The organism is Duganella sp. Root198D2, from assembly GCF_001428585.1.
Taxonomy (GTDB): domain Bacteria; phylum Pseudomonadota; class Gammaproteobacteria; order Burkholderiales; family Burkholderiaceae_D; genus Rugamonas.
In genome coordinates this window covers 45,916-71,970 of record NZ_LMIC01000014.1, presented here as the reverse complement: position 1 = coordinate 71,970, position 26,055 = coordinate 45,916, and the positions used below count along the sequence as shown (strand labels likewise).

Annotated in this window: 22 protein-coding genes; 7 read left to right on the top strand and 15 right to left on the bottom strand. The window is 63.9% G+C overall.

Annotation, left to right across the window (positions count from 1 at the left end; all coding sequences use genetic code 11):
• The first annotated feature begins 50 nt into the window (after positions 1-50).
• From ASE26_RS15370 to ASE26_RS15355, 4 genes are all read left to right on the top strand, one after another.
• The gene (locus tag ASE26_RS15370; RefSeq protein ID WP_057246515.1) at positions 51-1,355 is read left to right on the top strand and encodes a PAS domain-containing sensor histidine kinase; all 1,305 of its coding nucleotides are present in this window, start codon (positions 51-53) and stop codon (positions 1,353-1,355) included.
• Between the two features lie 79 nt (positions 1,356-1,434).
• Positions 1,435-1,947, top strand: a complete 513-nt coding sequence (locus ASE26_RS15365; protein ID WP_057246514.1) for an FxDxF family PEP-CTERM protein — start codon at positions 1,435-1,437, stop codon at positions 1,945-1,947.
• A 25-nt stretch (positions 1,948-1,972) separates the two neighbouring features.
• The gene (locus ASE26_RS15360; RefSeq protein WP_055928413.1) at positions 1,973-2,728 is read left to right on the top strand and encodes a spermidine synthase; all 756 of its coding nucleotides are present in this window, start codon (positions 1,973-1,975) and stop codon (positions 2,726-2,728) included.
• Positions 2,729-2,914: 186 nt separating this feature from the next.
• Positions 2,915-3,544, top strand: coding sequence for a Crp/Fnr family transcriptional regulator (locus ASE26_RS15355; protein WP_229207105.1), 630 nt, complete (start codon positions 2,915-2,917; stop codon positions 3,542-3,544).
• A gap of 3 nt (positions 3,545-3,547) precedes the next feature.
• Here the strand turns inward: ASE26_RS15355 and ASE26_RS15350 are convergent, their stop codons facing one another.
• Positions 3,548-4,171, bottom strand: a complete 624-nt coding sequence (locus ASE26_RS15350; RefSeq protein WP_082507224.1) for a Crp/Fnr family transcriptional regulator — start codon at positions 4,169-4,171, stop codon at positions 3,548-3,550.
• Positions 4,172-4,263: 92 nt separating this feature from the next.
• Entirely contained in the window at positions 4,264-5,748 is a 1,485-nt protein-coding gene (locus ASE26_RS15345) for a PLP-dependent aminotransferase family protein (RefSeq protein ID WP_055928410.1), read from the bottom strand.
• 70 nt (positions 5,749-5,818) lie between these two features.
• On the opposite strand from ASE26_RS15345, the gene ASE26_RS15340 reads away from it, so the two are divergent.
• Positions 5,819-6,466 (top strand): pyridoxamine 5'-phosphate oxidase family protein, encoded by a 648-nt coding sequence (locus ASE26_RS15340; protein ID WP_057246513.1) that lies wholly within the window; start codon positions 5,819-5,821, stop codon positions 6,464-6,466.
• Here the strand turns inward: ASE26_RS15340 and ASE26_RS15335 are convergent.
• The 11 genes from ASE26_RS15335 to ASE26_RS15285 are packed head-to-tail and all read right to left on the bottom strand — an operon-like array spanning position 6,453 to position 20,520.
• Positions 6,453-7,241, bottom strand: coding sequence for a PPK2 family polyphosphate kinase (locus ASE26_RS15335; protein WP_055928405.1), 789 nt, complete (start codon positions 7,239-7,241; stop codon positions 6,453-6,455). The two genes, ASE26_RS15340 and ASE26_RS15335, sit on opposite strands and share 14 nt — an antisense overlap.
• A gap of 26 nt (positions 7,242-7,267) precedes the next feature.
• A complete protein-coding gene (locus ASE26_RS15330; RefSeq protein ID WP_082591381.1) occupies positions 7,268-8,938 on the bottom strand; it encodes a hypothetical protein in 1,671 nt (556 codons plus the stop codon).
• 2 nt (positions 8,939-8,940) lie between these two features.
• Complete coding sequence (locus tag ASE26_RS15325) at positions 8,941-11,004, bottom strand: DUF4175 domain-containing protein (RefSeq protein ID WP_229208158.1); 2,064 nt, start codon at positions 11,002-11,004, stop codon at positions 8,941-8,943.
• A complete protein-coding gene (locus tag ASE26_RS15320) occupies positions 10,988-11,980 on the bottom strand; it encodes a BatA domain-containing protein (protein WP_055928402.1) in 993 nt (330 codons plus the stop codon). Before ASE26_RS15320 ends, ASE26_RS15325 begins: the two co-directional genes overlap by 17 nt.
• The gene (locus ASE26_RS15315) at positions 11,977-12,867 is read right to left on the bottom strand and encodes a DUF58 domain-containing protein (RefSeq protein ID WP_055928399.1); all 891 of its coding nucleotides are present in this window, start codon (positions 12,865-12,867) and stop codon (positions 11,977-11,979) included. The genes ASE26_RS15320 and ASE26_RS15315 overlap by 4 nt, the downstream gene beginning before the upstream one ends.
• A gap of 3 nt (positions 12,868-12,870) precedes the next feature.
• Complete coding sequence (locus ASE26_RS15310; protein ID WP_055928396.1) at positions 12,871-13,872, bottom strand: MoxR family ATPase; 1,002 nt, start codon at positions 13,870-13,872, stop codon at positions 12,871-12,873.
• Complete coding sequence (locus ASE26_RS15305; RefSeq protein WP_055928395.1) at positions 13,869-14,489, bottom strand: DUF4159 domain-containing protein; 621 nt, start codon at positions 14,487-14,489, stop codon at positions 13,869-13,871. The genes ASE26_RS15310 and ASE26_RS15305 overlap by 4 nt, the downstream gene beginning before the upstream one ends.
• Before the next feature lie 3 nt (positions 14,490-14,492).
• The gene (locus ASE26_RS15300; RefSeq protein WP_055928391.1) at positions 14,493-15,827 is read right to left on the bottom strand and encodes a TldD/PmbA family protein; all 1,335 of its coding nucleotides are present in this window, start codon (positions 15,825-15,827) and stop codon (positions 14,493-14,495) included.
• Positions 15,828-15,838: 11 nt separating this feature from the next.
• The gene (locus tag ASE26_RS15295) at positions 15,839-17,476 is read right to left on the bottom strand and encodes a TldD/PmbA family protein (RefSeq protein WP_055928388.1); all 1,638 of its coding nucleotides are present in this window, start codon (positions 17,474-17,476) and stop codon (positions 15,839-15,841) included.
• A 56-nt stretch (positions 17,477-17,532) separates the two neighbouring features.
• On the bottom strand, positions 17,533-18,870 hold the full coding sequence (locus tag ASE26_RS15290) for a TldD/PmbA family protein (RefSeq protein ID WP_055928386.1): 1,338 nt from the start codon (positions 18,868-18,870) through the stop codon (positions 17,533-17,535).
• 15 nt (positions 18,871-18,885) lie between these two features.
• A complete protein-coding gene (locus tag ASE26_RS15285) occupies positions 18,886-20,520 on the bottom strand; it encodes a TldD/PmbA family protein (RefSeq protein WP_055928383.1) in 1,635 nt (544 codons plus the stop codon).
• Positions 20,521-20,760: 240 nt separating this feature from the next.
• On the opposite strand from ASE26_RS15285, the gene ASE26_RS15280 reads away from it, so the two are divergent.
• Together ASE26_RS15280 and ASE26_RS15275 are read left to right on the top strand one after the other, a co-directional pair.
• The gene (locus tag ASE26_RS15280; protein ID WP_055928380.1) at positions 20,761-21,576 is read left to right on the top strand and encodes a class I SAM-dependent methyltransferase; all 816 of its coding nucleotides are present in this window, start codon (positions 20,761-20,763) and stop codon (positions 21,574-21,576) included.
• A 3-nt stretch (positions 21,577-21,579) separates the two neighbouring features.
• A complete protein-coding gene (locus ASE26_RS15275; RefSeq protein ID WP_055928377.1) occupies positions 21,580-22,437 on the top strand; it encodes an ABC transporter substrate-binding protein in 858 nt (285 codons plus the stop codon).
• Positions 22,438-22,594: 157 nt separating this feature from the next.
• Here the strand turns inward: ASE26_RS15275 and ASE26_RS15270 are convergent, their stop codons facing one another.
• Positions 22,595-24,202 (bottom strand): serine hydrolase, encoded by a 1,608-nt coding sequence (locus ASE26_RS15270; protein ID WP_057246520.1) that lies wholly within the window; start codon positions 24,200-24,202, stop codon positions 22,595-22,597.
• Positions 24,203-24,204: 2 nt separating this feature from the next.
• On the bottom strand, positions 24,205-26,046 hold the full coding sequence (locus ASE26_RS15265) for a M1 family metallopeptidase (RefSeq protein WP_307146729.1): 1,842 nt from the start codon (positions 26,044-26,046) through the stop codon (positions 24,205-24,207).
• Positions 26,047-26,055: the final 9 nt, after the last annotated feature.

The window sequence follows — 26,055 nt, the reverse complement described above, 5'->3', positions numbered from 1 at the left end:
CACTTGGGGTGTGACCCCATGGTGTGACACGAGCCCAGCGGCATAGCTTGATGCGGCTTTCACTTCTGACACTGTGGTCGGCCCTGGTGGGAACGCTGACGGCGACGGGGATCCTGATTGCGCTGGGGCTGGACCAGCTGCTGCCGAAACATCCGACCATCGTGGTCGGCATTTCGCTGCTGTGCCTGGTTCCACTGGCGGTGATCACCATCCGCGCCCAGCTGCAGCGCCAGCTTTCGCTGTACCGTGCGCTGACCGGCACGGTCACCAGCTACCGCGACGGCGATTTTTCCTTCAGCCTGCATTGGCCGCAGAACGATGAATTGAGCGACCTGGTGGCCGCCCACAACGAGCTGGGCCAGGTACTGCGCGAACAGCGCCTTGGCCTGGTGCAGCGCGAGCTGCTGCTCGACACCATGGTCCAGCATACGCCCGTGGCCATGCTGCTGGTCACGGACAACGACGCCATCGTCTTCGGCAACCTGGCCGCGCGCCAGCTGGTCAACGAGGGCCGCAAGCTGGAGGGCCTGCGCCTGGCTCAATTGCTGGCGCGCGTCCAGCCCGCCTTGCGCGATGCGGTGGGCCGGGGCGGCGATGGCTTGTTCACCATCGGCGATGGCGAGGAGGAAGAAGTCTTCCACCTGGCGCGCCGCAGCTTCAGCCTGAATGGCCGTCCGCACGAACTCCTGTTGCTGCGCCAGATGACGCAAGAATTGCGCCGCCAGGAAGTGCAGACCTGGAAAAAAGTGATCCGCGTGATCAGCCACGAATTGAACAACTCGCTGGCGCCATTGACCTCGCTGGCCCACTCGGGCAGCGAGCTGGTGCGGCGCGGCCAGACCGAGCGCCTGCCGCAGATCCTGGCCACCATCGAGGAGCGCACGCGCCACCTGGAAAGCTTCATCCTCGGCTACGCGCGCTTTGCCAAGCTGCCCTCGCCGCGCCTTGAGCCGCAGAACTGGGGCGCTTTGCTGGCCGCCCTGTCGGACCAGGTGCAGTTCACGCTACACGGCGAAGTGCCGGCCGAGCCGCATGCCTTCGATGCCGCGCAGATGGAGCAGGCCCTGCTCAACCTGCTGAAGAACGCCCATGAATCCGGTTCGCAGCCGCAGGACGTCGGCCTCGAACTGCGCCGCCAGCAGGGCGTGCTGCGCATCGAAGTGCAGGACCGCGGCCCCGGCATGAGCGAGGCGGTGCTGGCCAGCGCCCTGGTGCCGTTCTATTCCACCAAGCGCAGCGGCACCGGCCTCGGCCTGGCCCTGGCGCGCGAAATCGCCGAAGCCCATGGCGGGCGCATCGCATTGGCCAACCGCGAAGGCGGCGGACTTGCGGTGGCAATCATCTTGCCCATTTGATCCAGATCAAACAGCAGCTCAATTGTGCGGCCTACCTTGGAATGTGCAGGCGCTTCGCCTGCGCTTCCAGGAGAACACCATGAAGACAGCCATGGCTTTGCTGCTTGCATTCGCCGCCACGTCGGTGCAGGCGGACAACGTCGTCACCAATGTCAACCTCGGCGGCAGCGCCGCCGAACTTTCCGCCGCTTTCGGCGTGACCCACCTGGAGAAGGGAGCCTTCTCCGATACCTTCAACTTTTCGCCCAGCGCCGGCACCTATTCCGTCGACGCCAGCCTGGTGACGCTGGGCTTCAGCCCGTCAACCGACGTGACTTTCAGCGCAGCCTACATCAATGGCCAGGAGCTGTCCCTGAGCGGCCCCGGCCTGTTCGAATACGGCTTCCTGCTGCCGACGGTGATCACGGGGCCGCTGGCACTGACGGTCTTCGGCTATGTGGATTTTGAAGATACCGGCTTCACGCCCGCCTCGGCCAGCTACTCGGGCACGCTGAACATCAGCGCGGTGCCCGAGCCGGGCGGCTATGCGCTGCTGCTGGCGGGACTGGGGGTGGCCGGTGCGGCGGCCCTCAAGCGCCGCCAGGAGGCGTGAGCGCCGGGCTGGTAAACTGTCGGCCATGACTTCCCGCAGATTTGACCAGCCTGGTTTTCCTCCCGCCACCATCACCGAATTCGAAGGTGTCCGTTCACTGCACCTGGGTACTTCCTGGGTGCAAGGCGCAATGCGCCTGTCCAAGCCCGACATGATCGAGCTTGAATACGTGCGCATGATGATGATATGGACACTGTTCCTGCCTTCGCCCCGTCACATTGTCCAGCTCGGCCTGGGCAGCGCGGCCTTGACCAAGTTCAGCTACCGCCAGTTTCCCAAGGCGCGCGTGACCGCCATCGAACTCAATCCGAACGTGATTGCAATATGCGAAGAGAAGTTCGGCCTGCCGCCGAACGACGAGCGGCTTGCAGTGCGCCAGATGAATGCGCTGGATTTCGTGCTCGACCCGCGCAACCACGGCACGGTGGACGTGCTGCAGGTCGACCTGTACGACGAGGAGGCGCGCGGCCCGGTGCTCGACACGCCGGAGTTCTACCAGGCTTGCTTCGACTGCCTGGGCCCGGACGGCATCATGACCACCAATGTGTTTGGCGATTTCGACAATTACGACAAGAACCTGCAGCACATGGAACTGGTGTTCGATGCCGTGGTGTGGCTGCCCGAAGTCCACGACGCCAACATCGTGGTGATCGCCTTCAAGCGCTCCCCTTCGATTGATTTTTCGGTGCTGTACGAGCGTGCCACCCAGATCAGGAAATCGTTGAACCTGAATGCCAGGCCGTGGGTCGACGGCATGCGCGACTGGATGGCCAGCGCGTAGTATAGCTACATGCGCCGCTTCGTTTTGTTTAAATAGTTGAAGATTATCAACTAGTTACTAAAATTAAGCGGCAGCATGCAACAGTATGTAAAGCGGGATTGCCGGGCTCCTTCCAGTGGTTTATATTGCGGGGCCTGTGGTTTCAGGCAAGAAACAATATTGTCAGAAAGACCAAGAGTTACCGCAATGTCCGAAGCATTCCTAAAACAGCGAGAAGAATTCAGCGAATATTCGATGAGCCGCATCGGCGTATCGCGTGAAATGTTCGATGCGTTCAACCGCATCCTGGCACCGCATGTGGTTGAGGTGCATTTCCGCAAAGGCGACTACCTGCAGCGCTCCGGCGTGCCGGCCAGCGTGGCGTATTGGCTATACCGCGGCGTGGCACGGCGCGGCATGATCACCAGGGACGGCACCGATGTGACGATGGCGTTTTCGTCGGAGGGCGATTCCTGCGGCTCGCACCATGACTTGCTGGCGGCCCAGGACGGCCAGCCGGCGCAGGAATTCATCATTGCGGAAACGCCGGTGACGGCAATCCGCGTGGAGTGGGCCACCATGGCCCGCCTGCGCGAAGAGCATAGCCTGATGCGCGAGTACTACCTGAAGGTGTCGGAGCACTCGATCCGCCGCTATTCGCAAAGCTGCCTGGTGCGCAGCATGACGTCGGCCAACTGCCGGCTGGCCGCCTTCCGCGAGCAGTATCCGGGTCTGGAGCAGCGCATTTCACAGAAATCGCTGGCCTCCTTCCTGGGCATTACGCCGCAATACATGTCGACGCTCCTGCGCCAGGAGCAGGAGCGCCAGGAGCACTGAGCCCTACGCTGCTTCCTGTTCGCGGCGCATGAGCTGCGACAGGTAGGCCGGCGTAATCTGCAGGTAGGACGCCAGCACCTTCTGCGAAATCCGGCGTTCCAGGTTCGGGTACTCCGCCCTGAAATTGGCCAGGCGCTCTTCGGCGCTCGATGCGGTGTGCGTAACGAAGCGGCGCGCCTGGCTGCACACGGCAAATTCCAGCATGCGTGTCATGTAGGCGGTCAGCACCGGGTGCTGGCTGCGTGCCACGCTCATCTGCTCCCAGTCGAAACGGAAGCCCTGCACCGAGGTCTCGGCCACGATGAAGGAGCGCGCCGGCAACTCGCCGCGGAACTCCAGCAAGTCTTCATAGGCGTTCGCGATATGGCTCTCGGTGGCAAAACGCATGGTGACTTCGTTGCCGCCTGCGCTGACATAACCGACGCGGGCCACGCCCCCGGTAAGCCAGAACACCTCGCGCGCGGACTGGCCCACATGTTGCAGCAGCTCGCCACGGCGGGCCGAGAACGGCACCGCCAGCGGCGCGATGCAGCGCCCGGTTTCGTCAAACAGTTGTTCGTCGACGGCATAGCGCGCCATCATGTCGGCTTTGAAATTCTGCCGCAGCTTCAGGAAATGTTGATTCATTGCGCCCCAGTATACGTTTCTTGTTTTTGACTACATCTGGTCAGGCCAGATTTACTTCATTCTAAAAACAAGGGGCGCAGGATTTCGATCAACTATTTGAACTTTCGGTAAAAATTTTCATAGGCCGTTAAATGAATGACACCGGCCAGGCGCTTGACCAGGCCATCCACCTTGCCCGGATCCACCTGGCCATAGCCCAGCGCCAATCCCTGCCAGTTGCACTGGCCGGCGACGGCGTGCACGCTGAGGGCATTGGCGATCATGCCTTCCTGCTCGCGGGCGCGGCGGCTGATCTCCACGTCCGACAGGCGCGGGTCGTCCCAGCGCAGCGCCAGGTGCATGCCGGCCGACGCTCCTTGCACGCTGGCGATATTGCCAAGGTGCTTGTCGAGCGCCTCCACCAGGGCATCACGCCGGTCGCGATAAACGCGGCGCATGCGGCGCAGGTGCAGGGCGAATTGGCCGCTGCGCAGGAATTCGGCCAGCGCAAGCTGGTCGGCGGCGCGGCCGCGCGATGCCGATTGCTGGCGCATGGTGGCCAAGGGCTGCACCAGCCAGGGCGGCACCACCAGGTAGCCGATGCGCAGGCCGGGGAACATGGTCTTGCTGAAGGTGCCGCAGTACAGCACCGGGGCGTCCGGCTGCAGGCCCTGCATCGATGCCAGCGGCGGGCCGTCGTGGCGGAATTCGCTGTCGTAGTCGTCTTCGATAATCAGCGCGCCGCAGGAGCGCGCACCGTCGATCAGGGCCATGCGGCGCGCCAGCGACAGCACCGTGCCGGTCGGGTATTGGTGCGAGGGCGTGGTATAGATCAGGCGCGGCGGACGCTGTTTCCAGTCTTCGGGGCGCGGTGCGATGCCTTCGCCGTCGACGTCGATCGGCTCCAGTTTCAGGCTGGCGGCGCGGAAGGCGGCCATGGCGCCGCCGTAGCCGGGGTTTTCCATCCACAGCGTTTCGCCGGCGTCGGCGCAGGCGCGCCCGCACAGGTCAAGGCTGCTCTGGCTGCCGTCGGTAATGAACACTTGCGCCGCTTCGCAGATCACGCCGCGCGAGGCGCGCAGGTAGTCGGCAATGGCTTCGCGCAGCACCGGTTCGCCGCACGGGTCGCCGTAGTTCAGTTTTTCGGTGGGCAGCGAACGCCAGGCCCGTTCCAGCAGGCGGCGCCACAGGCCGATCGGGAAACTGGGCAGGTCGGGAACACCCGGCACAAAAGGCGTGCCGCTGGCGGCCGATGCGGTGCTGTGGCGCAGGTTCTGCGCGCGTTGCGACAAGCCTTTGTGCGGCACCACCACGCTGGGTTCACGCTGCCGCGCCGGCGCCACGGCGGCCACCATGGTGCCGCTGCGGTCCGTCGTCACATAGCCTTCGCTGGTGAGCTGCTCATACGCATACAGCACGGTGTTGCGCGCCACGCCCAGCTCGGATGCCAGGGCGCGCGTGGCAACCAGGCGCGTGCCCGGCGCCAGCGTGCCATCGCGGATGGCCGCGCGCAGGCATTCATGCAGCAGGCGCTGGCGCGGCCAGCCATGCTCGCCATGGCTGGCGGTGAAGTTCGAAATCAGCAGCGAGTAGTCCAAGCGTGGCTCCATGGTTTTACATACCCCTGGACCTGTTGCAGGGGCCAGCAGGACATTATAGTCCGATGCCATGAATACAACACCTCCCCCAACCGACCGCACCCGCGTGCGACGTGGCGCCGCCAACGCCGCCTATGAACCTGAACTGGTGCGCGCCATCGTCGATGCCGCCTACATCTGCCATATCGCCTTCAGCGACGGGCAAGGTGCGCACTGCATCCCGACCGCCTGCTGGCGCGAAGGCGACCACCTGTACATCCATGGCTCAAACGGCAGCCGCATGCTGAAGCAGCTGATGGCGCAGGACGCCTGCGTCACCATCACCCACCTGGACGGCCTGGTGCTGGCGCGCTCGGCCTTCAACCATACGATGAACTATCGCTCGGTGATGATCTATGGCCGCTTCGAAGCGGTGGGCGAGGCCGAACAACGCCGCACGCTGGACGCCTTCATGGACCACTTGGCGCCGGGCCGCCGCCTGGAAGTCCGCGGCGGCAACGACAAGGAGCATGCAGCCACCACGGTGCTGCGGATCCCGCTGGCCGAGGCAGCGTGCAAGGTGCGCAGCGGCGGGCCGGAAGATGACGAGGAAGACATGGGCATCGCTGCCTGGGTGGGCGAGCTGCCGATGGTGCGGCTCCGCACGGGGCCGGTGGCAGATGCGGCGTGCGCGGTTGCGGCGCCGGCTTACGTGCGCGACTGGGTTAGCGCACCTTGAGCTTCAACAGCCGCTTGTCGGGCGGCGGCCAGTCGAGCCGCATGCCACGCAAGGTTTCCAGCAGCAGGCGGGCGACGACTTCGTTCCGATAGCGTTTTGAATTCGCGGGGACCACATACCACGGCGCATGGCCGGCGTCGGTCTCCGTGATCGCATCTTCATAGGCCTTCTGGTAATTCTTCCAGAGCTCGCGCTGCTTCAGGTCTTCCGGGTCGAACTTCCAGTGCTTGTGCGGGTCGTCGACGCGCGCCTGCAGGCGTTCTTTCTGTTCGTCCTTCGAAATGTGCAGGAACAGCTTGACGATGGTGGTGCCGCTTTCGGCCAGCATGCGTTCGAAGTCGCGAATCTGCGCATAGCGGCGCTTGCATTCCTGCGGCGTGATCATGCCCAGCACGCGGGTGACCAGCACATCCTCGTAGTGGCTGCGGTTGAAGACCGCAATCTCGCCGGCTTTCGGCACTTCGCGGTGAATGCGCCACAGGAAGTCGTGCGCCGCCTCGATCCCGGTCGGCGCCCGGAAACCGACGGCACGCAAGCCCATGGGGTTGATCCTGCTGAACAGGTGGCGCACGGTGCCGTCCTTGCCGGCAGTATCCGTACCCTGCAACACGATCAGCAGCTTGCGTTTGCGCTCAGCGTAGAGCATCTCCTGCAGGTCGGAAATGTCGTCCAGCATTTTGTCCAGCAAGTCCCGATCGGGTTTGCTGTCCGCTTCAGCATCCTTGTCGCGTAGCCGCAGGCCTGGCTTGGCCCGGAATTCGTCGATCGCTTTCATGCAATGACATTAGCACAGCTTGCAGCTCAACGGCGCTCACGCCACCACAGAAGCAACAAGCTGACAGCGAACGCGATCGCCAGCAGCCAGCGCGGCACGGCGCTGGCCCACAGTTGCGCCTCGCCGGCGCCCGGCGCGGCGCGCACGGACGCATCGCCGGCAACGTCGGCGACTGGCTGGGAGCTGCGGCCTGCAAAACGTGCGGTCGCTTCATGGCGCAGCGCCGCCTGCCATCCCGGCCAGTCATGTGGAGCGTAGACATAGACGGCGCTTTCCGCGTCGCCGCTGCGCGCGCGCAGCCAACCGGCGGCGCGTGGCCAGAGCGCAACGCAGGCGGCATCGGCGCGTTCGCTGCGGGCTTGCCACTGCGTTGCGGCCTGCCCCACGGTGACGGCACTGCCTGTTGCCACGCCTTGCGCGCACACCTCGGTGCGCAGGCCTGCCAGCGGCATAGGGTCTGCATCCAGCCAGCGCACTTTCTGTTCGCTGCCCTGCGCCGCCAGGTCGATCACTTGCTGCCACCATGAGGCGAGCGCCGCGGGTTCGCTGATGGCATGGCGGTGCCAGTCGCGCAAGCCCAGCCAAAGGATGCGGCCTTTATGCCAGTCGCGCTGCCACAGCCATGCCTTGCCGTCCCTATCACGAGCGATGGCCTGCCATGGGCCGCCAGCCGTTGGCATTTGCGCGCCCGGCGCGAAAGCCAGGGTGGTGCCAGCGAAAGCCAGGTGGCGTGCATCTTCCTGCTCCGTGGTGGCGGATTGGGACGCCAGCTTTAATCCTAGCTCACGCTGCCACAGCGCGGCGTCGCCTGCATTGCCGCCCAGGACCAGCAGCGGCATGCCCTGCGCGACCTGGGCCAAGGCATTGCGCATGCCGCCGCCCTCGAGCCAGCCTGCATCGGCCACCAGCGCGTTGGGATGCGTCAGCGGCGCACGGGCTTCCTCGCTACGGGTCAGCGCCTTGCCCAGCGTAGTCTGCCAATCGACGACGGCATTGGAGTCCGTCAGCAAGCGGTTCAAGACCCGCGTGTCGAAGGACGGCGAGCTGAAGCGGCCTTGCACTTGCAAGGGTACGGCGTCGAGCACGCGCAGAGGCACCGGGCCTTGGGTGATGGCCTTGCCCGCCTTGTCCAGCAAGCGCGCCTGCAGCACCATTGATTCCGCCATTGGCGGCTGCCACTGGACGGTCAACGCCTGCGATGCGGCAGTAGCGCGCGACTCGGAAAGCACCAGGCCGTTTTCCGCCAGCAGTTGCAGGCGCCAGTCGGTTTGCGGCGCATCGCGCCGCACCGTCAGCGCAAAACTGCGTCCGAGCGGCAGCGAGCGCGGGAAGTCAAGCCACAGCAGGCCGTCCTTCGCAGGCTGCCACTGGATCGGACGCACGGGGATGTCGCGCCATTGCGCCTCATGCAGGCCCTGGCCCCGGACCTCGACGACTGTGCCGCGCGGCGCCGACGGCAATTGCGCCAGCGCTTCGGCAAGTCGCTCACCGGGCATTGCCGGCGATGCGCCGGCGGTCTCCAGGGCGATTCGCTGCGCCTCGCCTGCGGGCGCGTTCGGCGCGGCCAGCAGGGTCGCCAACGATGCGCCAGCGGCTATCGCCAGCGCCGCGTCCAGCCAGCGCTTCTTGCGCATGGAAAGCAGAGCGCTTACCGTCCCGGCCAGCACCGCGCCACCGTACAGGAGGTTGATGTCCACGTTCACGGCGCGCCCTTCCCCAGCAAAGCCCGGCCGAATTTCGTCTGCGCTTGCGGCCGTGCCTGCAGCAGCACGGCCGGCTGCCGCACCGTGGCACGCAACCAGGCACGCAGCTGGGCGCGGCAGGGCAGGCATCCGTCGGCCACCTCCTGCACGGCGCCTTGCGCGGACAGGCGTTGTTCTTCATCGCCGATACGCGCCACTGCTTCCCGTGCTGCCTTGCTCCACAGGGCGGGCAACGCGCCATCGCCGCCCAGGGCTTGCACCAGTTCGCGTACGTCTGCCGGTACCAATTCGTTGGCAGCGCCCTGGGCGCGGCGGTAGCTGGAGGCGCCAGCCATCTCGCCGGTCATGCGCTTCTCTTCCTTGATAGCCGGCGGCACGAAGGCCGTGCGATGCAGGTAGACGCGTTCCGCCTGCTGTAATTCCTTGATGGCGCCAAGCGCCTTGTACTCAGGCGGCAAAGCCGGCCTGGGCGCGATGGCGCGAAGCTGCTTTTCAGCGTCCCACATTGCCCGCAAAGCACGGCGCAGCACTTCCTTGGTCGCCGGGTCGAAGATGGTGGCGTTGCCTTCCTGGTCGTGCGCATGGCCGAACTGCGCGGCGATATTGCCGCTGCCAAAGCCGGCTGCGCCTTGGGTGCCGGCCCCGCCATGTTCGTCGCCATCGCCGTGCTCCTCCTCGCCGAACAGGGACGATTCCTCGCCCAGGAACTGGCCGTAGCGCAGGCGCAGCTTGGCCTGGTCGCCGGCGATCTTCTCGCTGCGGGCGCGCAGTTCCACTGCAGCGAGGCGCGGAGCATCAGCGACCAGTTGTTCGGTATCGATGATGATCTGGCGCTGGCTGCGCAGGTTCTCCGGTTTCACCATCGATGGCAATGCCGTCGATTCGAGGGCTTCGCCTTGCTGGCCGGGCAGGCGCAGCGTATAGGTAGGCGATTGAGCGATATGCGGCACCGGAGCGTTGTCGCTGGCGCGCACGAAGAAGTACAGTTCGTCGCCGGGTTCCATGCCGAGTTCTTTCAGCATCCACTGTTTGTTCCAGCTGCGCTTGCGCGGGTCGGCTGATGCCGGGAGCGGGCTTTCCTTGTCGGTGAAGCGGATGTTCTCGCCGCTGCCGCGCGCCAGGGTCATATGCAGGGTAGCCCTGGCGACGGCATAGTCGTCGCTGACGCTGATGTTGATCTGCGCGCTTTGGGCATCCGGCTTCAGCACGCTGACCGATTCATTTGGCGCGACGATTGCGACCTGCGGCGCCAGGTCGGGCGTCACGCGGATTGTGTAGCGCTGGCTTGCGTTGAGGCGGCTGCGCCAGAAAATGGCGTCGCTGGCGATCCATTCGGCGCATTTGCCTGCTTCGGCCGGCAGCGATTGGCCGTCGCCAAGTTCGACGATAGCGTCGGCATTGAGCGCACACCAGCGCACTTTGCTGTGCTGGGGAATTTGCAGGTCGCGCGGTGCGCCTTCGCTTGGCTTCACGCCGGTATATGCAGGAGGCGCGGCGTACAGCTTGATACCGGCGGCGCTGATTGCTGCCTGCGCAGTTGGTCCTGCACCGGCGGCTACCGCGTGCCGCGGGCTATAGGCCGCGGCATATGCCCAGGCGCTGGCGGCAGCGGCCAGCGCCAACGCTAGCGGGATCGCGTTGAAACGGGCCTTCCGGCTTGCAATGCTGCGCAGGCGTTCGTCGTTGAGGGCCCGGCCGATGCGCTTGAGCAGGCGGCTGCGCTGCAGGCTGCCGAGCGGGGTTTGCGGGGCCGCGGCCAGCATGGCGCTACTGTCTTCCAGCTCGGGAATTGCATCGTTCAGCCAGGCTGGCAGTTGCTCGTCGATGCGCCTGCGCCACAGCGCGAAGTCGATTGCGGCCCAGAGCATGACGGCGGCGGCCATTGCGAGGGGGACGGTAAGCGTGACTGGAGTGACGGCACCGAAGGCACCAGCAAGTACCGAAGCAGCCAGCGCAGCCGCAGGCAGCAATGGCAGCAGCCAGCTTGCAAAGCGGCGGCGGATCAGGGCTTGCAGCATGCGTTGGCGCACGCTGGCCATGTGGTCAGCGGCGGCGGGCATGGGTAAGGATCCTTTCGAGCGCGAACAATGCCAGCATGGCTAGCGCCAGCCATTCCGGAGAACGGCCCAGCGGCGTTGCCAGCGGCACCTTGCGCCCGGCTGCCAGGGTTTGCGCAGGCATTGGGTAGGGGGCCGGCTGCGCGGTCGCCGCCTGCCAGCGCTCGTAGAGCGCGCGTGCGGCGTCGACGTCCTGCAATGGCCATTGCGGGGCGGTCCAGGTGAGGCCTTGCGCGGATGGCGTCTGTCCAGTAGTGCTGGCGGTACGCCACCAGAGGCGGGCCGTCCAGGCGGCCGGCGGTTCCTTGTCCGTGCGGTCCCAGACGATCAGCTCGGTCGCAGCTGTCGGCGTATCGGAAATCATATAGCGGCTCGCACCGTCGGCAGCGGTGTCGAAGGCAGCGAACAGGGCTTGCCAGTGCGGCAGGCGCTCGGCCGGCGCAGCGACGACGACGTGGCGCTCGCGGGGCGGAGCAGGCGTGCCAGCCGCAACCGGCGGGGCGAGCCGCAGGTCGGCCGCGTGGGCCAGGCGCGGGGGAAGCGCGGGCATGGCGGCACGGGGGGCGAGGATGAGGAAGCGTGCCTCGGGGCGCCATTCGTGCTCGTTGCGGGCCAGCCAATTCCACAGGTCGGCGGGCAGCGGCGCGCGCGCGGCGCCACTCATTGCAGCCGACTGCACCTGCTGCGCAGCCCACGGCGAAGATACAAGCGATGGATCGATAAACACCGTGTCGCCCTTCCACGGCATGGCAAGCACCGCCATCCAGGCGATCAGCACAGCCAGCAACGCCAGCCGCACCAGCAGGAGCGGCACTTCGGTCCAGCGCAGCACCCGTTGCTGCTGCGGCGCAGCGGCGGGCAGGAAGCGGGCAGTGGCCAGCAAGTCGGTGCGCGTGCGCTCGCGCTTGCGCATATGCCACCACAGCGGCAGCAACAGCACCGGCAAGGCAAACCACCATAAAGGCTGCATGCTGGTCATGGCCTGCGCGCCTCCGGAGTCCTCAGCCACGTGCGCAGTACTTCGCCAAGCGGCTGCTCAATCCGCGCTTCGCACAACGGCAGGTCATGCCGGCGGCATGCGGCGCGTACGGCAGAGAAGTGCGATTCGAGCGCCGTGCGGTATCCGTCGCGGCCGGCGCGGGTAAAGCTGTGCAGGCGGATTCCCTGTTCCGGGTCGCGATAGGCATGGCCGGTGGCGAAGCCCGCTTCGACTTCAGCCTCGGTACGCAAGGCCAGCAAGCGCACGTCGTGCCGCATATGGCGCAGGCGAACCAGCGCTTGGCCCAGCGGCGAAGGCCAGTCCAATGCATCCGTTGCGGCAAACACCATGCTTTGCGAGCGTGCGAAATGCAGGCTGGCGCGCAGGGTTTCGGCATCGGGCAGTTCGCCGGATGGCGTGGCGCGCTGCAAGGCCGCCAGAACGCGCTGCAAATGGCGCGGTCCGCGCGAGGCTTGCGTGAATTCGACCTTGCCGTTGGAAACCACCAGCAGGCCGAAGGCATCGCCCTGGCGCTGGGCAATCGCCGCCACGCAAGCCAGCGCCGTGCGCGCATACCAATGCTTGCTCAGTCCATCAACCCGCCGGCTTGGCTCCGCCATCGAAGCGGTAGCGTCCAGCACCAGCCAGGCCGCAACATGGCTGTCGCGCTCCGCCTCGCGCACGTAGTAGCGATCGGCGCGCGCCAGCAGCTTCCAGTCGACGCGCCGCCACTCGTCGCCCGGCGCATAGGCACGGTATTCCGAGAACTCCACACCGGCGCCGCGTTCGCGCCCCGCATGGATGCCATGGCCGAGACCAGCCAGCACGTGGCGGATCACCAGCTCGAGATCGGCGGAATGCGCCAGCAGCGCAGGTGTTTCCAGCATTGCTTACCCGGGCTTGATTGCGTCGTGCAATGCGGCCAGGATGTCGGCAATTGCAATGCCGTCCGCTTCCGCTTCGAAGTTGCGCAGCACGCGGTGCGCCAGCACCGGCAGCAGCATGTGGCCGATATCCTCACGCGTCACCGCCAGCCGGCCCTGCATCAGCGCGCGTGCCTTCGACGCCAACACCAGCGCCTGACCTGCGCGCGGGCCGGCGCCCCACCCGACGTGCTTCTTGACCGCTTCCACTGTCGTCTCGCGCGGGCGCGTAGCGCGCACCAGGCGCGTTGCATACCGCAAAAGGTGCTCGCCGATCTCGATATCGCGCACCAGCGCCTGCAGGCGCAGCAAGGTTTCCACATCCATCGCCGGCTCGGCATCTTTCAGGCCGGCGTGCGTCGTGGCGGACACCATCGCAATCTCTTCGTCTTCAGTCGGATAGCCGACATCGATGTGCAGCAGGAAGCGGTCCAGTTGCGCCTCCGGCAGCGGATAGGTACCAGCCTGTTCGATCGGATTCTGCGTTGCCAGCACGAAGAATGGGCGCGGCAGCTTGTGCGTCTGGCCGGCAAAGGTCACCGAGCGTTCCTGCATCGCTTCCAGCAGCGCCGACTGGGTCTTGGGCGGGGCGCGGTTGATCTCGTCCGCCAGCAGCACTTGCGTGAATACCGGACCTTGCTGGAAGCGGAACTCGCGCTTGCGCGTCGCATGGTCCTCCTCCAGGATCTCGGTGCCGACGATATCGGACGGCATCAGGTCCGGCGTGAACTGCACGCGGCGGAACTCCATGTCGGTCGCCTGCGCCAGCGATTTGACCAGCAGGGTCTTGCCCAGGCCGGGCACGCCCTCCACCAGCGCATGTCCCCCGGCCAGCAGGCAGATGACCAGCGAATCGATCACTTCCTCCTGGCCGATGATGACGCGGCCCATGCTCGCCTTCAGTGCCTTTACCTTGGCGTTCAGTACGCCGATCTCATTTTCGCTCCAGCCGCTTTCAGCCACGGTCATGCCCCCAACGCGTATTGAATGATATTGACTGCGAAGCGCGTGTTGTCGATTGCCAGCCAACGCTTGTTGCGGAAATCATAATCCCACTCGCAGCCATAGTCCTTATTGCTGTACAAAAGCCTGATGCGGCCGCCGAATTCCACGGCTTTCAGGTAGTCGTGCACCAGGTCGTCCCCCCAGCCATTCAGCTCCACCCCGGTATTCGGCGGTCCGTCGAACTTGAAAAAAGCCGAATACAAGGGATGGCTGTTGGAGATCTTGTGCAGTGCTTTCGGGCCGAAGATTTTCGCCACTTCCGCCTCGAACGATTTCGCAAACAGCCCGTCGATATCGTGGTTGCAGTCGTCCACGAAGACAAAGCCGCCGCCCCGCACGTAGCGCTCGAAGTTCTTGCGCTCGGCGGGCGTGAACTGCACCAGCTTATGGCCGGCCAGGTAGCAGAACGGCGCTTCCAGCATCTTCGGGTCGGACAGGGCCACAATGCGCTCAACGGGATCAACTTTCAGGGTCGTGTATTCGACCAGTGAGTTGAGCACATTGCTCGGCATGCGGATATCGACATCCCAATCGCCCGACTCGTAAGTCAGGCGGCTGAAATAGAAATCGTAGGCGGGCATTCCTTACACCGCGTCGGACAGCGACGTGAAGTTGAAATCGCGCACCTTCATTGCAGGAATCATCAGCTTGCGCGTATCGGTATCGCCGATCAGCACCGGACGGCCCAGTTCATCGATGTTGTTCAGCATCGATACCGGGCTGTCGTTGAAGCGGAAGTTCTTGATCGGGTGCTTGATCTTGCCGTTCTCGATGTAGAACGTGCCGTCGCGGGTCAGGCCGGTCAGTGCCACCGATTGCGGGTCCACCATGCGGATATACCAGGTGCGGGTCACCAGGATGCCCTTCCTGGTCGAAGCAACCAGTTCCTCGGTCGACCTGGAGCCGCCCGCCATGATGATATTGCCGGCTGGCGCAGTCGATTCCTTGCGCTGCTTCTGCGCCCAGAAACGGCTGTAATCGAGCGAAGTGATGACGCCGCCCTTGATCAGGTCACGCCGCGCGCGCGCCTGCATCGAGCCCTGGTCCCATGGCAGCACCGGCGCATTGGCATCCCACGGATCGGTCCAGACATTCACCTGCTCGTCGAACAGCTTGTCGCCCAGGCGATTGGCGCCGCCCTTCTTGGACAGGAAGCTGCGGCCCTCGTCGGCGGAACGCGCATCGAAGGCGCTGAACATGAAGTTCAGCAGGTCGTTGGTTGCCGCCGGCTCCATCACCACGGTGTAGCGGCCCGGTTCCAGCGCCTTGGCATCCACCGAGCGCAACGCTTTCTCGATCGCAATTTCAGAGGTCGCGCGCGGATCGAATGCCTTGGGATCATAGGCAGCGCGGTTGACCCAGCCCGAACCGCGGCCGTCGTCCGTGCGCGTCGTCACGGTGAAATTCAGGCCGCCCAGTTCCTGGAAACCGAATACGCCGTTCGAATTGGCGACGCAATCGAACCCGATGCTGTCGTTAAAGAAGCCGGCTGCCTGCAGGCCGGCCTTCTTCGCCGCCGCGATGCTGGCGAACGCCACGTCGGCACGGTAGTCGGGATTGAACGCTTCCGCATTGCGGTTGAAGGTATCGGTCGCCTTGAAGTCCTGTTTGCCTACGGCCGGCATGAATTCGGGATTCTCCGGCGCCAGGCGCGCGATCTCCTCGGCGCGCCGCACGGCAGCTTCCAGCGACCTGGCGTCGAACTGGTTGCAGGTGGCGGAGCCTTGCTTCTTGCCGAAGGCGACGCTGACGACCAGGGTCGTGTCTTCAATCTGTCCCGCAGTGGAGACGCTGTTGTTCGCATAGCGCACATTGCCCTTGCGGCTGCCGCTCAGGTTGACGCGGCACTCGTCGGCCCTGGACATGGCCATCACTTTGTCGCAGATGCTTTTTGCTTCGTCTTTGCTCAGGAGTTTCATCTATCGCGTCCTTAGTCAATCTTGCGGGCAGTGTTGATCACATTGATGCCATTGAAGCGCGTGGTCGAGGAACCGTGCGAGACGGCGCTGACCTGGCTCGGCTGGCCTTTGCCGTCGAAGAACGAACCGCCCATGCGCCAGTCGCGTTGGTCGCAGATGGCCGAGCAGGAGTTCCAGAATTCCTGGGTGTTCGACTGGTAGGCCACGTCGTTCAGCATCTGGCCGACCTTGCCGTCCTTGATCTCGTAGAACAACTGGCCGCCAAACTGGAAGTTGTAGCGCTGCTGGTCGATCGAGTAGGAGCCGCGGCCCAGGATATAGATGCCCTTCTTCACGTCCTTGACCATGTCGTCCACCGACAGCGGCTTCCTGCCCGCTTCCAGCGATACGTTGGGCATGCGCTGGAATTGCACGCTGCTCCAGGAATCCGCATACGAACAGCCATGCGACTCCTTCTCGCCGATGATGTGCGCCTGGTCGCGCGTGGCCTGGTAGTTCACCAGGATGCCGTTGCGGATCAGGTCCCACTTCTTCGAAGCGACTCCCTCATCGTCGTAGCCGACATTGCCCAGCGATCCCGCGGTGGTCTTGTCGGCGACGATATTGACGATGTCGGAACCGTACTTGAAATTCCTGCCCTTCCATTTATCCAAGGTCGCGAAAGAAGTGCCGGCGTAGTTGGCCTCGTAGCCCAGCACGCGATCCAGCTCGGTCGCATGGCCGACATTCTCGTGGATGGTCAGGAACAGGTGTTCAGGACTGAGCACCAGGTCGTACTTGCCCGGCTCGACCGATTTGGCGGACAGCTTCTCGCGCGCCTGCTTGCCGGCCGCCCTGGCGTCTTCGATGATGTCGTAGCCGCCGTTGTACAACTGGGTAACGCCGCCAGCCGAACGCACCTTGTGCTCCGGCTTGGCGTCGAAGAATTCAAAGCCCATGCCGGCCGGTGAAGACAGCCCGTCGCGCGTGCGGAACTTGCCGGTCGCCTTGTCCACTGCCGTGGCAGTGAACGGCGCCCACAGGCGGTGCACGTCCTGGTCGATATAGGAACCGTCGGTCGAAGCAAAGTATTTCTGCTGGTTGACCTGGAACAGGTTGGCGGTCATGAAGGACGCGCCGGCGTCCAGGCCTGCCTTGTTTGCGGCCAACAGCATGTCGGCCTTTTCCTTGATCGGCACTTCGCGCCAGTCCTTTTTGAAAGGCGTCTGCCATGCCACTTCGCCGACGCCTTTGACCGGCGCCAGTTGCACCGGCGAGGATTGCAGGCGCGCGTTGGCGCGCGCGATGGCGACTGCCTGGCGCGCGGCATCAGCCACCGCATCCATCGTCATCGCGTTGGTGGCGGCAAAGCCGTAGGCGCCGTTGGCGATCACGCGCACGCCGACACCGGTCGATTCGGTGTTGACGATGTTTTCTACGCGGGTGTCGCGGGTGGTGATGAACTGGTTCAGGTAGCGGCCAATGCGCACGTCGCAGTAGCTGGCGCCGGCCTTGGTGGCAGCGTTCAGTGCGGCGTCGGCCAGTTCTTTCTTGAACTTGCGGGCCATCGGGTTCATCAAATCTTCGGCGGCGATAGCGTTGCCGAAGACGGGTACCAGCACGGTGCCGCCGGCAGCAGCGGCGACTTTCAGGAAGGATCTACGTTCCACATTTACTCCAGAATCATAAGCGCCGCCGCGTGGAGGCGGCGGCGCGTTGGGGTTGCTTAAACAGCGTCAGACAAAGAGGTGAAGTTGAAGTCGCGCACCTTCATGGCCGGAATCAGCAGCTGGAATTGCGACTCGTCGCCGGCCAGCACCTCAGGGCGGCCCAGTTCTTCAATATTGTTCAACATCGTCACCGGACTTTCGTTGAAGCGGAAGTTCTTCACCGGGTGTTTGATCTTGCCGTTCTCGATGTAGAAAGTGCCGTCGCGGGTCAACCCGGTCAGCAGCACAGTCTGCGGATCGACCATGCGGATATACCAGGTGCGGGTCACCAGGATACCCTTCTTGGTCGAGGCAATCAGTTCCTCGGTCGACTTGGATCCGCCGGCCATGATGATATTGCCCGGCTGGCCCACCGCACGCTGGCCCTGCTTCTTGCCCCAGAACGGCGAATAGTTCAACGACGCGATCTTGCCGTTCCTGATGATGTCCATGCGTTCGCGCGCCAGCAAGGTCTGGTTATCCCAAGGCAGCACAGGGATGTCCTTGTCCCACGGATCGGCCCACACGTTCACCTGCTCGTCGAACAGCTTGTCGCCCATGCGGTTGCCGCCGCCCTTCTTCGCCAGGAAGCTGCGGCCCTCGTCGGCCGAACGCGCATCGAAGCCATTGAACATGAAGGCCAGCAGGTCCGACGTTGCGGCAGGCTCCAGGATCACCGTGTAGCGGCCCGGCTCCAGCGCCTTGGCTTCCGCCGAACGGATCGCCTTTTCCATTGCGACTTCGGCCGCCGCGCGCGGATCGAAGCGAGCCACGTCCTGCGCATCGCGGCGCACCCAGCCCGAACCGCGGCCGTCTTCGGTGCGCACGGTGCAGGTGAAGTCGACGCCGGTTTGCGACTGGTGGCCGAACACGCCGCGCGAGTTGGCGACTGTTTCGAACGAAGACTGGTCGGTGAAGAAGCCGGCAGCAACCAGGCCTTTCTTCTTGCAGGCCTCGATGCTGTACGCCGCCACCTGCGCGCGGTACTCAGGATTGATCGCGTCGGTCGACTTGCTGAAGGTATCGGAGCCCTTGAACGCCTGCTTGTCCGGCGTAGGCATGAACTCCGGATTTTCCGGAGCCAGCCTGGCCAGTTCTTCGGCGCGCTGAACGGCCTTCGCCAGCGATTTGTCGTCGAACTCGTTGATCACGGCCGTGCCCTGCTTCTTGCCGAAAGCGACTGCCACGGACAGCTGGGTGTTCTCCACCAGGCCTGCGGTCGATACGGCATTGCGCGCATAGCGGATATTGCCGGTGCGGCTGCCGTTGATGGTGACGATGCACTCATCGGCTTTGCTCAGCGACATGACCTTGTCGGCGATGCGCTTGGTCTCTTCCTGATTCAGGATCTTCATGGTTGTCCTTTACGCTCAGCCGATCTTGCGGGCAGTGTTGATCACATTGATGCCGTTGAAGCGGGAAGTCGACGAACCGTGCGACACCGCGCTCACCTGCATCGGCTGGCCTTTGCCGTCGAAGAAGGAACCGCCCATGCGCCAGTCGCGCTCATCGCATACGGCAGTGCACGCGTTCCAGAACTCCTGGGTATTCGACTGGTACGCCACGTCCTCCAGCATCTGGCCGATCTTGCCATCCTTGATCTCGTAGAACATCTGGCCGCCGAACTGGAAGTTGTAGCGCTGCTGGTCGATCGAGAAGGAACCGGCGCCCACGATGTAGATGCCCTTCTTCACGTCTTTCACCAGTTCGTCCGGGGTCAGCTTCTTCTTGCCCGATTTGAGCGAAACGTTCGGCATGCGCTGGAACTGCACATTGCTCCAGGAGTCCGCATAAGAGCAGCCGTGCGATTCTTTTTCGCCAATCACTGCCGCCTGGTCGCGCGTGGCCTGGTAGTTGACCAGGATGCCGTCCTTGATGATGTCCCACTTCTTGCACTTGACGCCTTCGTCATCGAAACCGACGGCACCGAGCGAGCCCTGGATGGTCTTGTCGGCTTCGATGTTGACCAGGTCGGAACCGTACTTGAATTTCTTCGACTGCTGCTTGTCCAGCGTGGCGAAGGAGGTGCCGGCGAAGTTGGCCTCGTAACCCAGTACGCGATCCAGTTCGGTCGGGTGGCCGACGGATTCGTGGATGGTCAGCCACATATGCTCCGGCGACAGCACCAGGTCGTACTTGCCCGGCTCGACCGACTTGGCAGTCAGCTTCTCCTTGGCCTGGCGGCCGGCGGCTTTCGCATCTTCGACCAGGTCGTAGGAGCGGTTGTACAGGGTGGCGACGCCGCCCGCAGCCTTGATCTTGTCTTCCTTGCGGCCATCCAGGTATTCGTAGCCCATGCCGACCGGAGTGCCCAGGTCGGAGCGGCTGCGGAACTTGCCGCTCGCCTTGTCGACGGCGGTAGCAAAGAAAGGCACCCACAGCCGATGCAGGTCCTGGTCGATGTAGGAACCGTCGGTGGAAGCGAAGTACTTCTGCTGGTTGACCTGGAACAGCAAGGACTGGATGAAAGAGGCACCGGCCTCCAGCGCGCCCTTGTTGGCGGTGATCAGCAGGTCGGCCTTCTCCTTGATCGGCACCGTGCGCCAGTCTTTCCTGATCGGGGTGGCCCACGACACCTCGCCCACGCCCGGCGTCGGCGCCAGCTGCACGCCCGCAGCCTGCAGCTTGGCATTGGCCTTGGCGATGGCGACCGCCTGGCGCGCGGCACCGGCCACGCCGTCCGGCGACATATCGCTGGTGGCGGCAAAGCCGTAGGCGCCGCTCGCGATCACGCGCACGCCCACGCCTGCGGATTCGGTATTGGTGACGTTTTCGATGTTCAGGTCACGGGTGGTGATGAACTGGTTCAGGTAGCGGCCGATGCGCACGTCGCAGTAGCTGGCGCCGGCCTGGGTGGCCGCGGTCAGCGCGGTATCTGCCAGCATCTTCTTGAACTTCACTTCCACGGGCTTGATCAGCTCGTCGGCCGCAATGGCGCGGCCAAAAGGCATCATCATGGCAGCCATTGCACCGCCGCTCATGTTGAGGAATGCACGTCGTTCCATAGTCTCTCCAGGGTTATCGTTATGACCTAAGACAGCTTGCAGGAATCAAATCGTACGCAATTTTTGTGCCATTGTGTAAAGCTTGTACAAAGCTGAAACATATCGGCGAAAAGTGTCCGGTCGAGTGTCCGCACACCGTCCGCGCGGACACTTGACCCGGCGCTCAGCTTGCACGATCATCAAGTCCCGGGCGACCGGACTCGCTGCGTCGCCTGCCCAACGAAAAAAGGAGACTCCTGAATGAAACAGTACGTCCTGGCCGGCCTGCTGGCCGTAGGCTTCACCAGTTTTTCCGGCGTTGCATGGGCAGATCCTGCCTTGAAAGCCGCAATCGCCAACCCGACCCGCAACGCCGACAACGTCAAACGCGACCAGTTCCGCCATCCATACGAGACCCTGACCTTCTTCGGCATCAAGCCGAACATGACGGTGGTCGAACTGTCGCCAGGCGGCGGCTGGTACACCGAAATCCTGGCGCCTTACCTGCGTGACCAGGGCAAGCTGATTACCGCCGGCTCCAGCCCGCAATCGGCCGATGAACGCGTGCGCAAGTCGGCCGAACGCTTCCAGGAATTCCTGGCCAGGCAACCGGGTCGCGACAAAGTGGTGCTGGGCGCCTTTGAGCCAGGCAATGGCGTTTACACCTACGCGCCGAAAGGCAGCGCCGACATGGTGCTCACTTTCCGCAATATCCACAATTGGATCGGCACCGGCGACGAAAACATGAAGAAGCTGATGGCCAGCATTTACGACAGCCTGAAGCCAGGCGGCGTGTTCGGCGTGGAAGAGCACCGCCTGCCGGCTGCGATGAGCCAGGACGCCAAAGCCAGCTCCGGCTATATGCACGAAGCCTACGTGATCAAGATGGCCGAGCAGGCCGGCTTCAAACTGGTGGCCAAGTCCGACGTCAACGCCAATGCAAAGGATGATGCCAACCACGAAAACGGCGTCTGGGCGCTGCCGCCAACCTTCACCAACAAGGACAAGGACCGTGCCAAATACGCGGCTATCGGCGAGAGCGACCGCATGACGCTGAAGTTCGTCAAGCCTCAGTAATCAGTGCTGAAAAAGCTGCAATGCGCTGCCGCCGGCCTGCTGCTGGCGGCAGCTTCCACCCTGGCCAACGCCGGCGGCGCGGCCAACGCGCCGCTGATGCGCTTCGTCCTGCCGTCGGTCACCCCGGGCTCCGAAGTGCAGGTCACCTACTTCCACCTGCTGCTGCGCCTCGCGCTGGAAAAGACCGACGGCCCGTTCTCGATCGAGTTCTATCCCTACGAACTGACCAGCCCGCGGCGCGCCCTGGAGCTCAAACGCAATGGCGTCATCAACATCATGTGGGACGGCACCAACGCCCAGCGCGAACGCGACTTGCTGCCGATTCGCATCTCCCTGGTGCGCGATTTGAATGATTACCGCGTCTTCATGATCCGCAAGGAAGATGAGGCGCGCTTCCACGACGTACGCAGCCTGGCCGACCTGCGCAAGCTCACCGCCGGCGCGGGCCTGAACTGGCCTTCGGTGGACGTATTGCGCCATAACCGCTTGCCGGTGGAAACGACGGTCAATTACAGTTCCCTGTTCCCGATGCTGAAAGCCAGGCGCTTCGACTACATGCCGCGCGGCGTGCACGAAGCCTGGGCTGAAGAACAGGTGTATGGCAAGGATGGATTGATGGTGGAGCCGACCATCTTCCTGCATTACCGCGTGCCGTTCTATTTCTTTGTCGGCAAGGACAACAAGGCAATGGCGCAGCGGGTGGAGAGGGGGTTGAAACTGGCGCAAGCCGATGGCAGTTTCGACAAGCTGTTGAACGGCTACCCGGCTTTCCAGCGCGCGCTGGCGGAGATCGCGGCGCGCAAGCGCAAGGTATTCGAGCTGGAACTTCCTAGCGGGACTGCAGGCGGCTCATCAAAGTGACAAAGCCATAGCCGGCGACGACCAGACCTCCCAAAACGGCGGCAATTGAAACGATCAAGCTAGTCATTCATTCTCCCATGTGCGCAAACTAGCGATATTATGCGTCATGCGCACATGAATGAATCTCACACTTCGTTTCAATATTGTCGCAATTGTGTCATTTTTTCAGCGGAGTAAAGGACAAATCGGCGAAGTCGTAGCTGAAATCGGTCTCGGTGGACACCGGCGCCATCTTCATGCGCTCGATCGAGCCGTCCGGATTCAGCGCGAACGTCACGTAGGCGTCCGCATTGAAATTGCGCTCCTTCCAGCGCACGATGAAGGTGTCGTGCTGGAAGTGTTCCAGCGTGCCGCTCAGGTCCGGCGTGCGGCTGAAGGTCATCAGCTGCCTGCCGCCCGCCTGCCTGATGCTCACCGTGCCATACCAGTCGTCCTGGTAGTCGCCGTTGTAGGAAGCCAGCGGCAGCGAAGGCTTGGATGCCGCCGCGCGCGCTGCAGTCAGCTTGCCTTGGCGCGCCAGTTCGTCCTTGTGCATTTCGGCTTCCATCTCGGCATAGACCTTGATCCAGTCGGTCGGCGCCGCGCCCATGTAGTTGTCCAGGATGCGCCACTGCAGCGCGCTCATGGACGGACCGTTTTCCGCATTGGTGAAGATCGCCACGCCCAGTTTTTCCTCCGGCACCATCACGATGCGCGAATAGAAGCCCTGCAGCGCGCCGCCGTGCATGGCGAGCTTGCGGCCGCGGTAGTCGCGCAGCTGGAAGCCCAGGCCGTACGCGGCGAAGTTAGGCCTGGTGGCGGCCAGCGGCGGTTTCGGCTCGCTGATCTTCATCGGCGTCTGCGGCGTCCACATTTCGCGCGCCTGCTTGGCGCTGAACAGCTGCTTGCCGTTTTCCATCTTGCCTTCGTTGAGCAGGACCTGCATCCACTTGGCAATATCTTCGGCATTGGTCTGGATGCCGACCGCGCCCACGGCGTTCTGCACCGGCATCGGCTTGACCACGGCGGCCTTGCCATTGACCTTGCTGTGCGGCGCCGAATAGTCGGCCGTCTTCAGCATTTCGTCCACGTTGGTGGTGGAACCACTCATGCCCAGCGGCGCCAGGATGCGTTCGCGGGTGGCGTCTTCCCAGCTCTTGCCGGACTTCTGCGCGATGATCTTGCCGGCCACGATGTACAGCAGGTTGTCGTAGGCGTAGTTGTTGCGGAAACTGGTGGCCAGCTTCACGTTGCGCAGGCGCTCGATGATTTCATCGGTGCTGAAGGTGGTGGTCGGCCACCACAGCAAGTCGCCCGCGCCCAGCCCCAGGCCGCTGCGGTGCACCAGCAGGTCGCGCACGGTCATGGTGTGGGTCACGTAGGCGTCAGCCATCTGGAAACCAGGCAGGTGCCTGGTGACGGGATCGTCCCAGGCCAGCTTTCCTTCGTCCACCAGTTGCGCCAGTTCGGCAGCGGTAAAGGCCTTCGAGTTGGAGGCAATCTCGAACAGGGTCTTGCCGGTTACCGGCGCCGGGTCGCCCAGCCTGCGCACGCCGAAACCTTTGGCCGCCACCACCTTGCCGTCCTTGACGATGGCGATGGCGATGCCGGGAACGTCGAAAGTTTTAAGCGCCAGGTTGACGTCGCGGTCCAGGTCGAAGGCCGGCGCACTGGCAGCTGCTGCAGCGACCGCGCCTTCCGCTGCGGCGACAGCCGGCGCACCGATGGCGGCGCTGGCCGCGAAGGCCAGCATGAACAGGGCGGCGAGAGGTTTCTTCAGCAGCATGGTCATTTCTTCAGCAGTTTATCGACGGAGCCCTGGGTCTCAGGGTGGTAGCGCGGGCGTGCCTTGGCATAGACGCCCTTGGCCCAGGACGCTTCGTTCGGGTTGTTCAGCAGCGCCTTGTACAGCGGGACCACGAACTTCTGCCGGCCCACGCTCATCAGGAAGGCATTCAGCGGCTCACGCACGCCATAGCCGGCATGCACCGACGCCAGCAGGAAGCGGAAGCCGATTTCATTGTTCTTCGTATCGCGCAGCTTGAAGGCCTCATCCAGCTCCTTCATTTGCGCCGCATTGGCCTTGCTGTCGATGCCGTTCAGGAAGTGCATCCACTCCAGCGCGATCCACTGCTGCGTCTCCAGCATGCTGGTCGCCAGCTCGCCCTTCAGCCAGGCGTCGCGCTTGGCGTCCAGCGCGGCCAGGCGCGCCGAATTCACATACTGCGCGCTGGCCGGGATGCCGCTGCCGTGCAGCCATTCATCGAGCTCCGCGTCGCCCATGATGGCCGGATTTTTCGCCAGCAGGTTCTTGCGCAGGTAATCGACGAATTCGCCCGTCGTCGCCGACTGGAAGGCATGCTGGTCGAACCAGCCGCGCAGGAAGGGATCGAACACTTCGCGGCCGGCGCGCTGCTCCAGCGTATGCAGCAGCCAGGCGCCTTTCGGATAAGCCAGCCCCTCGTCGGTGTAGGTGTCCGGATTGGTGTCGGCATCCTTGGTCAGCAAGGCTTGCTTGGCCGGCGCGATGTCCTTCAGCGAGGCGACGGCTTCGGCCTGCTCCACCTGCAGGTTCATGTCGGCCACGTCCTTGCCGTACAGGCTCTCCACGATGCGGGTGGTGACGTAAGTGGTAAAGCCTTCGTTCAGCCACCAGTGTTTCCACGAGGCGTTGGTGACCAGGTTGCCGGACCAGCTGTGCGCCAGTTCGTGCGCGATCAGGTCGTTCAGACTGCGGTCGCCAGCGATCATGGTCGGGGTCAGGAAAGTCATGCGCGGGTTTTCCATGCCGCCGATCGGGAACGACGGCGGCAGCACCAGCATGTCGTAACGCCCCCAGCGATAAGGGCCGTACAGCGCTTCGGCCGCGTTGACCATCTTCTCGGTGTCGGCCAGCTCGTAGGCTGCGGCGTCGATACGGCCTGGCTCCGCGTACACTGCGGTGCGCGGGCCGAGGTTGCGCAACTCGATTTCGCCGATGGCGATGGCCAGCAGGTAGGATGGAATCGGCTGCGGCATCTTGAAGTTCCAGCCGCCCTTGCCGGTCGCGTGCTGGTCGCCCTCCGCGCTCATCACCACGCGCATGCCGGCCGGCGCGTCGATGTGGGCGCTGTAGGTGAAACGCACTGCCGGCGTATCCTGCACCGGCGCCCAGGAGCGCGCCTCGATCGTCTCCGACTGGCTGAACATGAAGGGGCGCTTGCCCGACAGCGTCTGCTCGGGATTCATCCACTGCAGGGCATTGGCCGTCGGCGCGGTGCGGTAATAGATGCGCACTTTCTCAGGCTGCGTTTGCAGCGCGATGCGCAGGGCGCGGCCCTTCTTCGAGTCCTGCTTGTCGAGCATGAACGAAGCCGGTGCCCAGTTGCCGCCAGGCTGCTGCACCTGCACGCGTGCGATTTTCAGCTGGCGGGTATCGAGTACCAGGGTGCGCGCCGACTTGTCGATCCAGTTGAGCGACAGTTCCGCATAGCCGTCGAGCGTCTTGCGTGCGAAATCGGCTTTCAGGTCCAGGTGCAAGTCGGTGGTGCGCACTTGGTCATAGCGCGCAAAGCTCAGCGGATCTTGCGCCCACGCAGGCAACGCAAACGCAGCCACCACAGCGGCAGCAGGCATAGACAGTCGGAACATGGCATCTCT

What these genes read in the sequence shown, in the direction of transcription:
- ASE26_RS15370 (WP_057246515.1), top strand. Translation starts at nt 51, where the DNA reads ATGCGGCTTTCACTTCTGACACTGTGGTCGGCCCTGGTGGGAACGCTG.
- ASE26_RS15365 (WP_057246514.1), top strand. Translation starts at nt 1,435, where the DNA reads ATGAAGACAGCCATGGCTTTGCTGCTTGCATTCGCCGCCACGTCGGTG.
- ASE26_RS15360 (WP_055928413.1), top strand. Translation starts at nt 1,973, where the DNA reads ATGACTTCCCGCAGATTTGACCAGCCTGGTTTTCCTCCCGCCACCATC.
- ASE26_RS15355 (WP_229207105.1), top strand. Translation starts at nt 2,915, where the DNA reads ATGTCCGAAGCATTCCTAAAACAGCGAGAAGAATTCAGCGAATATTCG.
- ASE26_RS15350 (WP_082507224.1), bottom strand. Translation starts at nt 4,171, where the DNA reads ATGAATCAACATTTCCTGAAGCTGCGGCAGAATTTCAAAGCCGACATG.
- ASE26_RS15340 (WP_057246513.1), top strand. Translation starts at nt 5,819, where the DNA reads ATGAATACAACACCTCCCCCAACCGACCGCACCCGCGTGCGACGTGGC.
- ASE26_RS15335 (WP_055928405.1), bottom strand. Translation starts at nt 7,241, where the DNA reads ATGAAAGCGATCGACGAATTCCGGGCCAAGCCAGGCCTGCGGCTACGC.
- ASE26_RS15325 (WP_229208158.1), bottom strand. Translation starts at nt 11,004, where the DNA reads ATGCCCGCCGCCGCTGACCACATGGCCAGCGTGCGCCAACGCATGCTG.
- ASE26_RS15320 (WP_055928402.1), bottom strand. Translation starts at nt 11,980, where the DNA reads ATGACCAGCATGCAGCCTTTATGGTGGTTTGCCTTGCCGGTGCTGTTG.
- ASE26_RS15315 (WP_055928399.1), bottom strand. Translation starts at nt 12,867, where the DNA reads ATGCTGGAAACACCTGCGCTGCTGGCGCATTCCGCCGATCTCGAGCTG.
- ASE26_RS15310 (WP_055928396.1), bottom strand. Translation starts at nt 13,872, where the DNA reads ATGACCGTGGCTGAAAGCGGCTGGAGCGAAAATGAGATCGGCGTACTG.
- ASE26_RS15305 (WP_055928395.1), bottom strand. Translation starts at nt 14,489, where the DNA reads ATGCCCGCCTACGATTTCTATTTCAGCCGCCTGACTTACGAGTCGGGC.
- ASE26_RS15300 (WP_055928391.1), bottom strand. Translation starts at nt 15,827, where the DNA reads ATGAAACTCCTGAGCAAAGACGAAGCAAAAAGCATCTGCGACAAAGTG.
- ASE26_RS15290 (WP_055928386.1), bottom strand. Translation starts at nt 18,870, where the DNA reads ATGAAGATCCTGAATCAGGAAGAGACCAAGCGCATCGCCGACAAGGTC.
- ASE26_RS15285 (WP_055928383.1), bottom strand. Translation starts at nt 20,520, where the DNA reads ATGGAACGACGTGCATTCCTCAACATGAGCGGCGGTGCAATGGCTGCC.
- ASE26_RS15280 (WP_055928380.1), top strand. Translation starts at nt 20,761, where the DNA reads ATGAAACAGTACGTCCTGGCCGGCCTGCTGGCCGTAGGCTTCACCAGT.
- ASE26_RS15270 (WP_057246520.1), bottom strand. Translation starts at nt 24,202, where the DNA reads ATGCTGCTGAAGAAACCTCTCGCCGCCCTGTTCATGCTGGCCTTCGCG.
- ASE26_RS15265 (WP_307146729.1), bottom strand. Translation starts at nt 26,046, where the DNA reads ATGTTCCGACTGTCTATGCCTGCTGCCGCTGTGGTGGCTGCGTTTGCG.